This window comes from Aneurinibacillus aneurinilyticus ATCC 12856, assembly GCF_000466385.1.
GTDB classification, from domain to species: Bacteria; Bacillota; Bacilli; order Aneurinibacillales; family Aneurinibacillaceae; genus Aneurinibacillus; species Aneurinibacillus aneurinilyticus.
In genome coordinates, this window is record NZ_KE952777.1 from 23,667 (window position 1) to 35,592 (window position 11,926).

The 11,926-nt window shown below is 46.9% G+C and carries 13 protein-coding genes; all 13 read left to right on the top strand.

Annotated elements, in window-relative coordinates; all coding sequences use genetic code 11:
• The first annotated feature begins 16 nt into the window (after positions 1–16).
• Entirely contained in the window at positions 17–3,577 is a 3,561-nt protein-coding gene (gene smc, locus HMPREF0083_RS11165; RefSeq protein ID WP_040302411.1) for a chromosome segregation protein SMC, read from the top strand.
• A 111-nt stretch (positions 3,578–3,688) separates the two neighbouring features.
• On the top strand, positions 3,689–4,687 hold the full coding sequence (gene ftsY, locus HMPREF0083_RS11170; RefSeq protein ID WP_021621462.1) for a signal recognition particle-docking protein FtsY: 999 nt from the start codon (positions 3,689–3,691) through the stop codon (positions 4,685–4,687).
• Between the two features lie 98 nt (positions 4,688–4,785).
• Positions 4,786–5,130: a YlxM family DNA-binding protein gene (gene ylxM / locus HMPREF0083_RS11175; RefSeq protein ID WP_040302448.1), complete on the top strand. Its 345-nt coding sequence runs from the start codon at positions 4,786–4,788 to the stop codon at positions 5,128–5,130.
• A 10-nt stretch (positions 5,131–5,140) separates the two neighbouring features.
• Positions 5,141–6,493, top strand: coding sequence for a signal recognition particle protein (ffh, locus tag HMPREF0083_RS11180; RefSeq protein ID WP_021621464.1), 1,353 nt, complete (start codon positions 5,141–5,143; stop codon positions 6,491–6,493).
• A gap of 94 nt (positions 6,494–6,587) precedes the next feature.
• Positions 6,588–6,863: a 30S ribosomal protein S16 gene (rpsP, locus tag HMPREF0083_RS11185; RefSeq protein WP_021621465.1), complete on the top strand. Its 276-nt coding sequence runs from the start codon at positions 6,588–6,590 to the stop codon at positions 6,861–6,863.
• Positions 6,864–6,893: 30 nt separating this feature from the next.
• On the top strand, positions 6,894–7,121 hold the full coding sequence (locus HMPREF0083_RS11190; protein ID WP_021621466.1) for a KH domain-containing protein: 228 nt from the start codon (positions 6,894–6,896) through the stop codon (positions 7,119–7,121).
• Between the two features lie 90 nt (positions 7,122–7,211).
• Positions 7,212–7,631 (top strand): YlqD family protein, encoded by a 420-nt coding sequence (locus tag HMPREF0083_RS11195; protein ID WP_040302413.1) that lies wholly within the window; start codon positions 7,212–7,214, stop codon positions 7,629–7,631.
• Positions 7,628–8,146 carry a ribosome maturation factor RimM gene (gene rimM / locus HMPREF0083_RS11200; protein WP_021621468.1) on the top strand — a complete coding sequence of 173 codons (519 nt, stop codon included), beginning with the start codon at positions 7,628–7,630 and terminating at the stop codon, positions 8,144–8,146. The genes HMPREF0083_RS11195 and rimM overlap by 4 nt, the downstream gene beginning before the upstream one ends.
• A gap of 16 nt (positions 8,147–8,162) precedes the next feature.
• A complete protein-coding gene (gene trmD, locus HMPREF0083_RS11205; RefSeq protein WP_021621469.1) occupies positions 8,163–8,924 on the top strand; it encodes a tRNA (guanosine(37)-N1)-methyltransferase TrmD in 762 nt (253 codons plus the stop codon).
• A gap of 145 nt (positions 8,925–9,069) precedes the next feature.
• Positions 9,070–9,417, top strand: coding sequence for a 50S ribosomal protein L19 (gene rplS, locus HMPREF0083_RS11210; protein ID WP_021621470.1), 348 nt, complete (start codon positions 9,070–9,072; stop codon positions 9,415–9,417).
• Positions 9,418–9,501: 84 nt separating this feature from the next.
• On the top strand, positions 9,502–10,071 hold the full coding sequence (gene lepB / locus HMPREF0083_RS11215) for a signal peptidase I (RefSeq protein WP_021621471.1): 570 nt from the start codon (positions 9,502–9,504) through the stop codon (positions 10,069–10,071).
• A gap of 32 nt (positions 10,072–10,103) precedes the next feature.
• On the top strand, positions 10,104–11,003 hold the full coding sequence (gene ylqF / locus HMPREF0083_RS11220) for a ribosome biogenesis GTPase YlqF (protein WP_021621472.1): 900 nt from the start codon (positions 10,104–10,106) through the stop codon (positions 11,001–11,003).
• A gap of 144 nt (positions 11,004–11,147) precedes the next feature.
• Positions 11,148–11,921, top strand: coding sequence for a ribonuclease HII (locus HMPREF0083_RS11225; RefSeq protein WP_040302415.1), 774 nt, complete (start codon positions 11,148–11,150; stop codon positions 11,919–11,921).
• Positions 11,922–11,926 lie beyond the last annotated feature (5 nt).

Sequence of the window (11,926 nt, forward strand, 5' to 3'; positions counted from 1 at the left end):
GATGGAGAGTGAATCTATGTATTTAAAGCGCCTCGAAATTACAGGATTTAAATCGTTCGCTGACCGCACAGAATTGGAATTTGTGCCGGGCGTAACAGCTGTTGTCGGACCGAACGGTAGCGGCAAAAGCAATATCTCTGACGCTATCCGCTGGGTGCTCGGCGAACAGAGCGCAAAATCACTGCGCGGTGCGAAGATGGAAGATATTATTTTCTCGGGAAGCGATTCACGCAAGCCTGTGAACTTCTGTGAAGTGTCTTTAACGCTTGATAATACCGACCAACGGATTAAGATGGACTTCTCTGAGATTACTGTCACTCGTAGAGTTTATCGTTCCGGTGAAAGTGAATATTCCATCAACCGGCAGAGCTGTCGATTGCGAGATATCGTAGAATTATTCATGGATACAGGTGTTGGCAAGGAAGCGTATTCGGTTATCGGCCAGGGTCGGATCGAAGAGATTCTAAGTACCCGCTCTGAGGATCGGCGTGCATTGTTTGAAGAAGCGGCCGGAATCGTGAAATATAAAGCACGCAAAAAAGAAGCCGTAAAGAAGCTGGATGAGACAGAACAGAATTTGGTGCGCGTGCAGGATATTATGGGGGAGATCGAAGAACAAATCCAGCCGCTTGAAGAGCAGGCAGAAAAGGCAAGGTCATATCTCTCGCTGAAGGAAACGCTTGCTGAACATGAAATCGGTCTATACGTTAAGCAATTTGATTTGTTGCATAGCGAGTGGGAAGAGATGAAGGCATTCGTGGACAAGCTGGAAGGCGAGCAGGTTGAGCGTTCCGCAAGTATTAATAGCATGGATGCCAAGACCGCTGACCTGCGCGCGTTTGCGAACGAGCAGGATCAAGTGCTTGAAGAGCTACAACAACGTTTGCTTGATGTTACCGAAGAAGGGGAGAAAAAAGAAGGCCTGCGTGAAGTATTACGTGAGCGTCTGCGCAATTACAGCAAGAACAAGCAAGATGCACGTGGCAAAGCAGTAGCGCTCAACCAAAAGCAGGAGGCATTGCGCAACGCTATTGCAGAGGCTGGGCGACAAGTAGAAGTTGCGGGCAAAGAAGTGGCAAGACTGGAAAAAGAGCTTCAGCTTGAACAGAAGCGATATATGAACTTTGCCCGGTTCTCCGATGGAGACATCGAGCGTTTGAAGGCCGATTATTTCGATATTCTAAATCAAATGGCATCAATGCGAAATGAAATTCGTCATCATCAACAAGCGATCGAAACCAATCGGCAGCGATGGGAGCGTCTTGAGGCAAGCAATCAGCAGCTCATCGAGCAGAAGGAGAGCTTGACGGAACGCAGGTCAGAGCTTACACAAGAGCTGGAAAGAGTATCAGCCGAGCTTCTTGAAAGCATCGATTCGTTTAAAAGGCAGATGGCCGCGCAAAAAGAAAAGGCTGAACAAAAATCACGCTGGCTTGAGGCGCTGCGTGAAGGTGAGCACAAGTTGAATAGCCTTCGTTCACGACACGATGTGATGAGGGAGATGCAGGCTGACTTTTCCGGTTTTATGCAAGGCGTAAAGGAAATCCTTAAAGCCCGTGAGCATGGATTTGCAGGGATAGAAGGCGCTGTGGCTGAATTAATATCGGTCGAAAAGCAGCATGAGACTGCGATTGAAATTGCGCTAGGGGGTGCCCTACAGCATGTGGTAGTAGAGAATGAAACAGTAGGACGCCAGGCAATAGGCCTTTTAAAGCAACGCCGGGCCGGCAGAGCGACGTTTCTTCCGCTCGATGTTATTAAACCGCGCCAATTGCCACCGGGCGAGCGTGTCCGTGTGTCCGAGATGAAGGGTGTCGTTGGCATTGCGGCGGAGCTAATTCATTATGAGGAACGCTACCGGAACATCATCTACAACCTTCTGGGAAGCGTGGTGGTTACTGAAACGCTGGAGCAGGCCAATGCAGTTGCAAGGGTTCTGCAATATCGCTATCGGATTGTGACGCTGGAAGGTGATGTTGTAAATCCGGGCGGATCTATGAGTGGCGGATCGGTACAACAGAAATCGAATCAACTTCTAGGCCGCCAGCGTCAGCTGGAGCAGCTTGAAGAAGAAATCGAACGGCAAAAACGGGCGAATGAGGATATTTATACCCGATTGGAAGCGCTGGCGGTGGAAGAAGAATCGTGGGAGCATCAACAAGAAGAGATGCGGGCGGCTGGTGAGCATCTTCGTTTAAAAGAGCAGGAGATAAAAGGATTATTACGTGAGCTCGATAATGCAGAGAAAACAATTGCGGAACGATGGGAATTCTTCCAGCAGGATCAGTCCGTGCTTGATAAAGAACGCAAGCAGGCTAAGCATCGCATTGCCGCATTGGAAGAAGAGCTTGAAGAATTAACGATCGCAGAACAGGAAAAGCAGCAGGAAATTGAGGCTGCAGAGAACAGCAAAAAAGAGAAGGAAACGAACAAGGAAGCACTAAATGCGCGCATCACCGAACTGAAGGTTCAGCTCGCCACACGCAAGGAGCAATACGAAGCGCGGCAGACAGAATATGCCCGTCTGGATACAGATCTACAAGAGGTTACTACAGAGTTGGAAGTGACCAGCAAAACGCTGCTAATGCTTGACTCTAGCAGTGCTACAAGCGATGAAGAGGAAGAGAAGCTTGATCTGGAAATTCGCACGCTACGGGCTGAGAAAGAGCGGTACGGTACGCATATCCAGGAGCAGCGCAAAAAGCGCCAGGAAGTGCAGGCACGTCTGGCACAGCAGGAAGCGGAAACGAAAGAGATGCGCCGCCAGCTCAAAGAAATAGAAGACAATCTTCATAAGCACGAAGTAAAAGTAGAGCGGATGGACGTCGAACTGGATAATCTGTTGCACAAGTTGCGTGAAGAATATGAGCTGAGCTATGAAATGGCGAAGGAGAGCTATTCGCCGCCGGATGATATCGATGAAGCCGTAAAAACAGTGAAGGGCATCAAGCAGCGAATTGCCGCGCTTGGTACGGTCAATCTCGGTTCAATCCAAGAGTATGAACGTTTGCATGAGCGGCAAGAGTTTCTCCTGTCCCAGCATCGTGATTTGAGCGAAGCGAAAGCAACGCTCTACCATGTTATTTCTGATATCGAAGCTGAGATGTCACGCCGCTTTAAGGATACGTTTGAGGCGATCCGTGAACAGTTCCAGACCGTTTTTACACAGTTATTCGGTGGCGGACGAGCAGATTTACAGCTGTCTAATCCGGACAATCTGCTTGAGACTGGGATTGAAATTGTGGCGCAGCCGCCAGGGAAAAAGTTGCAGTATCTGGCACTTCTCTCGGGCGGAGAAAAGGCGCTTACCGCCATTGCACTATTGTTTTCCATTTTGCGTGTCAAACCGGTGCCGTTCTGTGTGCTGGATGAAGTAGAAGCAGCGTTGGATGAGGCGAATGTCAATCGTTTCTCCCAATATTTGCGGGAATTCTGCGCCAACACACAGTTTATTGTCGTTACACATCGGCGCGGTACAATGGAGGGAGCGGATGTTCTGTATGGTGTGACCATGCAAGAATCCGGTGTATCAAAACTCGTATCCGTTCGTTTAGAAGACGAGACGATGGTATCGTAAAGTAAAATTTCTATCAGTGGAGGGCTCATTCTCACTGATGATTAGTTGCACGTATTGAGAGCTTACCGCTCATTAAATCGGGATAAATTTTAGGAGGAAAGGAAGCGTGTCATGAGTTTCTTTAAAAAGCTGAAAGAAAAAATATCCGGTCAGACTCAGACGATTACAAACAAGTTTAAGGAAGGTTTGACGAAAACGCGAGGAGCGTTTGAGAAAGTAGAAGATTTGGTACGCCGTTATAAACGGATTGATGATGAATTTTATGAGGAATTGGAAGATATTTTGATTTCTGCTGATGTCGGTGTAAATACAGTAATGGAACTGGTAGACGAGCTGCGTAGCGAAGCGCGTAAACAGAAAATCGAGAATGCGCATGACCTGCAACCAATCCTTTCGGAGAAGCTGGTCGGCCTCCTACAAGAAAAGGAGGAGGATACGTCGCTTAATATCGAAGAAGGGCGCTTGAACATCATTTTGTTTGTCGGAGTGAATGGCGTCGGTAAGACAACCACTATCGGTAAAATGGCACATATGTTCAAAAACCAGGGGAAAAAGGTTCTGCTGGCTGCAGGCGATACATTCCGCGCAGGAGCAATTGATCAGCTTGAGGTGTGGGGTGAGCGCGTCGGGGTGGAAGTTGTGAAGCAGCAACAGGGTTCTGATCCGGCTGCTGTTATTTACGATGGCATCCATAACGCTCGGGCGAGAAAAGCGGACGTTCTGCTATGTGATACTGCCGGCCGTTTGCAGAATAAAGTCAATCTGATGGAGGAACTGGCAAAAATCAGACGGGTCATCTCTCGCGAAGTTCCAGATGCACCCCACGAGACCTTGCTCGTACTTGATGCGACGACTGGCCAGAATGCACTCAGTCAGGCAAAGGCGTTCAGCCAATCTGCCGAGCTGTCCGGTATCGTGCTGACGAAGCTGGACGGAACAGCCAAAGGAGGTATCGTTATTGCCATCCGCAATGAATTACAAGTTCCTGTAAAATTTGTTGGCCTTGGGGAAAAAATGGATGATTTACAGCCGTTTGATGCTGAACAATTTGTTCATGCATTGTTTGCGACATCGATCGAAAAAGAAGAAGTGGAAAAAGCTGAAGAGTAAAGAGAAAAAGCTTGACACATACGCAATGCTTCTGTATGATTATTTCCTGTAAAGGATTTAAGCTTTACACGAATTTCCGTACACGGGGGACAGAACCCATGCTGGAGGAAACCACACGTCTGCATTTACTGTACGACTTTTACGGAAGGCTGCTGAAAGATAGGCAGCGTAAATACTTTGAAATGTATTACCGTGACGACCTGTCACTCGGCGAAATTGCCGAAATTGAAGATATCAGCCGTCAGGCGGTATTCGAACAGGTTAAACGGATTGCTAGAACGTTAGAAGAGTATGAACGCAAGCTGGGTTTACTGGCCCGTTATGAGAAGCGGCACGCCCTGCTCGAAGAGCTACAGCGGGAATTGTCTATGGAAGCGCCGCAAGATTCACGTGCGATGAAGCTTACGCATGAACTTCTTGCGCTAGAAATGGAAATAGATTAGGAGGCGGACCATGGCGTTTGAAAGCTTAGCCAGCCGACTGCAATCCACGTTTGACAAGCTTCGCGGCAAAGGGAAAGTTACGGAAGAAGACGTTACCAAGGCGATGCGCGAGGTACGTCTTGCTTTGCTCGAAGCGGACGTGAACTTCAAAGTTGTAAAAGAGTTTGTGAACCGAGTTAAGGAGAGGGCTATTGGTCAGGATGTGCTGAAAAGCCTGACACCGGGACAACAGGTTATCAAAGTCGTAAACGACGAATTGACGGAACTGATGGGCGGAGGCCAAAGCAAGCTTGCGGCCGCTACTCGTCCCCCTACGATCGTAATGATGGTGGGGCTGCAAGGTGCGGGGAAGACGACGACAACAGGGAAGCTAGCCAATTATTTACGTGGCAAGCAAAACCGCAAACCGTTGCTTGTAGCTTGCGATATTTATCGCCCGGCTGCGATTAAGCAGCTTGAGGTCGTTGGTAAGCAACTGAATATTCCTGTGTTTTCTATGGGAGATAAAGTGAGTCCGGTTGAAATTGCCAAAGAGGCAATCGCACATGCAAAAGAGGAGCATCTGGACTACGTATTGCTCGATACTGCCGGTCGTCTGCATATCGATGAGACTTTGATGGGCGAATTACAGGAAATCAAGGAAATTACAAAGCCGAATGAGATTCTTCTTGTAGTAGATGCGATGACAGGTCAGGATGCTGTCAATGTAGCGGAAAGCTTTAATAATCAGCTTGAGTTGACAGGCGTAGTGCTTACCAAGCTGGACGGCGACACGAAAGGTGGGGCTGCGCTTTCCGTCAAGTCTGTAACTGGCACACCGATTAAATTTGTCGGGATGGGCGAAAAAATGGATGCGCTTGAGCCTTTTCATCCGGATAGAATGGCCAGCCGGATTCTTGGAATGGGTGATGTATTAACGCTCATTGAGAAAGCGCAGATGGATGTAGACGAGGAGAAAGCCAAAGAGCTGGAGCGCAAGATGCGTACCGCCGAGTTTACGTTTGAAGATTTCCTGGAACAAATGGCTCAGGTCCGTAAAATGGGACCGCTTGATGAATTGCTCAATATGATGCCAGGTATGAACAAGGTCAAAGGAATGAAGGATTTAAAAGTTGACGAAGGTGCCTTAAATAGGGTTGAAGCTATTGTTCGTTCTATGACAACGAAAGAGAAGCAGCAACCGGAAATCATTAATTCCAGTCGTCGTAAGCGAATTGCCAAAGGTAGTGGAACGAGCGTTCAAGAAGTAAATCGTCTCATTAAGCAATTCGAAGATATGCGCAAGATGATGAAGCAGTTTACGAAGATGACAGATAAAGCAAAGAAAAAGGGTGGCGGATTTAAATTTCCGTTCCTTGGATAACCAATAAGTGTTTGAAACTAAGTCTTTTCATTTATGGATGACTTTGTTAAAATAATTAATTAGTGTGTAAAACACAACATGGAGGGAATAACAAATGGCAGTTAAAATTCGTTTAAAACGCATGGGTCAAAAGAAAGCCCCTTTCTATCGTGTAGTAGTAGCAGATTCTCGCGCGCCGCGTGATGGTCGCTTTATTGAAGAGATTGGAACATATAATCCGGTAGCACAACCGGCACAAGTTCAAATTGACGAAGAAAAAGCGTTAAAATGGCTTACTACGGGTGCTCAACCAACAGATACTGTTCGCAGCCTGTTCCGCAAACAAGGTCTGATGCAGAAATTCCACGAAGCAAAAAACAGCAAGAAATAATTTATTTTATGCAGGCGGGAGGACTAGCAGGTGAAATCATTAATTGAAGTGATTGCCAAGGCTCTTGTCGACCATCCTGATGCTGTTTCGATCGAAGAGGTGCTGCAGGAACGGAATACTGTATATCGCCTGTCCGTTCATCCGGATGATATGGGCAAGGTAATCGGAAAGCAGGGTCGTATTGCTAAGTCTCTTCGCACCGTTGTAGGCGCAATGGCTACAAAAGAAAACCAGCGCGTAACAATTGAAATCGTATAGTAAGTAATGAGAAAGCTGGGAGAATGTATCCCAGCTTTTCTTAACATTGGAGAGAAGAAAGAACGGAAGAGAGGAAGGGAGCCTTTCGTAATGCTGAAGATAAAGCGCAAAATAAATGTCATGATGATACTGACTGAATCGTCGCGCAAGGAGATGAAGGAAGAGTTCGGTGCTATGCATAAGCGTTATGAATTAGAGCTGGAGCAACTGAATTTCCAAGCAAAGAAACTTTTGCAGGAGGCGCAGCGTAAGGGGCGGGAAGCACTTGACGTCGTCCAGCGTCGCCTTGCACAGGAGAGGCAGGCGCGTGAGGAAAAAATCTCCCGAATTTCTTTTCAATTAGAACAACTTGCGAATCTGCCGCTTGGCAGCGAGCTTCATTATACGACGGTTGAAAGCGAAGTAGAAGTAAGTGTAGGGGACAATTGGGGAAAAGTAATGGAAGGAACGGAAATTGTATTATTGGACGGTATAATAAAAGAAATTCGTGAAGGGAGAACAAAGGCGTGAGCGGAGAATTTTTTACCGTAGGTAAGTTGGTAAATACGCATGGTATCCAGGGAGAGGTGCGTGTTGTTTCGGAAACTGATTTTCCTGAGGAGCGATATAAGGAAGGCAACGTGCTCTATTTGTTTCATCCGACGATGAAAAAGCCGGTGCCGTTGACCATCGCATCGGTACGTGAGCATAAAAACTTTCACCTGCTGACTTTTAAAAACCATCCATATATGCAGGATGTGGAAAAGTATAAGGGTGGCGTGTTAAAAGTACGAGCAGAAGACCGCGGAGAGCTGCCTGAAGGGGAGTTTTATTTTCAGGATATTATCGGCTGCGAAGTATTCACCCAAGAAGGACAGCGCTTAGGCATTATCAAGGAAATTCTCCAACCAGGGGCCAATGATGTATGGGTGGTCAAGCCGGAAAAAGGAAAAGATATTCTTCTTCCATATATTGATGAAGTCATTAAACATGTTGATATAACAAATCAACGCATTACGGTGCAGTTGCTTGAAGGATTAATTTAGGAGGCTCGCTTACAGCATGAAAATCGATATTTTAACGCTGTTTCCTGAGATGTTTGAAGGCGTGCTCGGTGCGAGCATTGTCGGAAAAGCCAACCATAAAGGGCTTGTTTCGTTTCGAGTCGTAAATTTTCGCCAGTTTTCTGAAAATAAGCATGGTCAAGTAGATGATATGCCATATGGTGGGGGAGGGGGAATGGTACTGAAACCTGAACCGATTTTTCGTGCGGTGGAATCTTTGGTAGAATCTGTGTCGGCTATGGAAGCAGAAGAAAGTCTCACAAGTCGTCCACGTGTCATTTTGCTTTGTCCGCAGGGGCAGCGTTATAGTCAGAAGCTAGCTGAAGAATTGGCGCAGGAAAAACACTTGATTTTTATTTGCGGTCATTATGAAGGCTACGATGAACGTATTCGGGAGCATTTGGTAACGGATGAAATTTCTATTGGTGACTATGTGTTAACAGGCGGAGAGCTGCCTGCTATGGTCGTTATCGACAGCGTGGTGCGTCTGCAAGAGGGAGCGCTCGGCAATGCACAATCAGCAGTAACAGATTCGTATAGTACAGGATTGCTGGAGCATCCCCACTATACGCGTCCGGCGGAGTTTCGCGGCTGGGATGTACCGGAAGTCCTCCTGTCCGGTCACCATGAAAACATTGAGAAATGGCGGCTAAAGGAATCGTTGCGTCGTACGCTGGAGCGTCGGCCAGATTTGCTGAATGAAATCGAGCAAACACCGGAAATAAAAAAAATGGTAGAAGAGTTGAAACAAGAGTTGTAACCTGGATTTGGTTATGATATGATATTTCTCGTGAGCCAGCTTGGTTCGGATTAGGATGGTCCTCTTCCTATTGTGAGGTTGCGGTTATGAATAAAGCCGTCTACTTCCCATATGGAATGAACATCTGTTGGAAGGAGGAAAACTTATGCAACAAGTTATTCGTGAAATCGCTCAAGCGAACATGAAACAAGACATTCCTAGCTTCCGTCCCGGTGACACTGTACGTGTACACTTAAAAGTAGTTGAGGGACAACGGGAACGTATTCAGGTGTTCGAAGGAGTTGTAATCAAACGTCGCGGAGGCAGCATTAGCGAAACTTTTACAGTTCGTAAAGTTTCTTATGGTGTCGGCGTTGAACGTACGCTGCCGCTTCATTCTCCAAAAATCGACAAAATCGAAGTAGTACGCCACGGTAAAGTTCGTCGTGCGAAGCTCTATTATCTGCGCGATCGTGTGGGTAAAGCAGCACGCATTAAAGAAATTCGCCGTTAATGCGAGAGAAAGGGAGCTTGGTAGCAAGCTCCTTTTTTTGCAGGTTAAAAAAGGATAAGTCCATCATTGTAGGGAGGAAAGTATATGGTTGACGAAACCTCCTCTGAACCAACCAAAAAGAAGAAGGGAAAAAATGAGGCATGGGAATGGATTAAAGCGCTTGGCATTGCCGTAGTGCTTGCACTCATTATCCGTACCTTTTTGTTTGCGCCGTTTCTTGTCGACGGATCATCGATGATGCCAACGCTTGAGAACGGTGAGCGTCTGATTGTAAACAAGCTGATTTATTATATCCAAGAGCCGAAGCCAGGTGACATTGTCGTTTTCCATGCGACAAAGGAGAAGGATTATATTAAACGGGTGATTGCAACGGAGAATCAGACGGTAGAGATGAAGGATGACCAGCTATACATAGACGGAAAGCCGGTTGCTGAACCGTATTTGAAACAGTATAAAGAAGAAGCGAAAGCGGAAGGCTATGTGCTGACGGATGATTTCGGTCCTGAGAAAGTACCGCAAGGCGAAGTGTTTGTGATGGGAGATAATCGCCGTAACAGCACGGACAGCCGTGTTATCGGTCCTGTACCGGTGGAGAATGTGGTAGGACGTTCAGAGCTTATTATCTGGCCATATGACAAAATTCGCTTGAACTAGCTTGAATTCATAAAGAAATGTAGGTGAGGCATATGACGATTCAATGGTTTCCCGGTCATATGGCCAAAGCGCGCAGGCAGGTTACGGAGAAACTGAAACTCATCGATGTTGTCATCGAACTTCTCGATGCAAGGCTTCCATTATCAAGCCGCAATCCGATGATCGATGAGATTGTTTCCGGCAAGCCGCGTCTAATCTTATTGAATAAATCTGATTTGGCTGATGAAGCTGTAACGAAGGCCTGGGTACAATATTTTGCTAGCCATGGGGTTACAGCGTTGCCAATCGATGCACTATCCGGTCGTGGAGTAAATAAACTGCCGCTAGAATGTCAGGCTCTGGTGGAAGAGATGATGGAAAAGCGCCGTGCCAAAGGAATGCAGGACAGAGCCATTCGTGCAATGATTATTGGTATTCCGAATGTCGGCAAGTCATCATTGATGAATCGGCTGGCAGGACGTAAAGTAGCGCAAACGGGTGACCGTCCGGCGGTAACGAAAGCTCAACAATGGGTGAAAGTAGGCAAAGTGCTCGAACTGTTGGATACGCCGGGAATTTTATGGCCGAGGTTTGAAGACCCTTTAGTAGGCTTGCGCCTGGCTGCGAGTGGCGCAATTAAAGATGAGATTATCGACTTTCAGGAAGTGGCGCTTTTTGTGGTCGCCTACTTGCGTATGCACTATAAAGATGCGTTGAAAAGTCGATATCAGTTGTCCAATCTGGAAGAAAGCAAGCTTGCGCTCCTGGACGAAATTGGACGTAAGCGTGGGTGTCTGGTAAGCGGTGGTCATATCGATTATGACAAGGTCGCTGAATTGATTCTGCGGGAGCTACGCGGCGGAAAATTGGGCCGAATTTCGCTTGAACGTCCTGATGACAGATTTACGATTGATATGGCGCGCGTAAGCATGGATGAAATTACGCCGTATTAAGAGAAAATAAGCCTTGCTATATTTTCATAACGTAAACGTGCAGCCAGAGCTGCACGTTTTTGTTATACATGCTGTTTGTTTGACTTGTGGTTACAGTTATAAAAAGGTGCTGGTATATTAAAGTGAATATAAGGAGAGTTCTTATTGAATCCACATGAAATGACGATAAAAGAAGTAAAAGAATTTTTGCTGACATGCAAGAGCTTAACGGAAGAGGCACAAGCATTATTTGCGGCCGATGTGCGAAGCGGTGTACAGGCGGCGTATAAACAGTGGCACCGGCGCATGGAGAAGGCACAACAATTGCATCAGCGCTGGCTTGATATGAGCACGCATGAACAGGAGTTGTGGGAAAAAGGATACGCACATATCGCTGGTGTAGATGAGGTAGGACGCGGACCGTTAGCTGGTCCGGTTGTTACGGCGGCCGTTATTCTGTCACCGGATTTTTATCTGCCCGGTCTGGATGATTCGAAAAAAGTACCCGCTGCCAGACGGGAGGAAATGTACGAACAGATAATGGAACAGGCGGTGGCTGTATCGGTTTCGTTAAGCGATGCTGCACTAATTGATGAAATTAATATTTTTCAGGCAACATTGAGGGCCATGCAAACAGCCGTGCAAAATCTGTCCATTGTACCGGACATTACACTGAATGATGCAGTAACCATTCCGCAGCTATCCGTGGAACAGCGACCGATTATTGGTGGAGATGGTAAGAGTATCTCCATTGCTGCTGCCTCTATCATCGCAAAAGTTGAGCGGGATCGTATGATGAAAGAGTATGATACACAGTACCCTGGATACGGTTTTGCATCGAATATGGGCTATGGCACGGCAGAGCATCTGGCCGCCCTGCGCGTTCAGGGGCCTTGTCGGATTCATCGCCGCAGTTTTGGGGGCGTGTTGGTTCCTTAATGTTA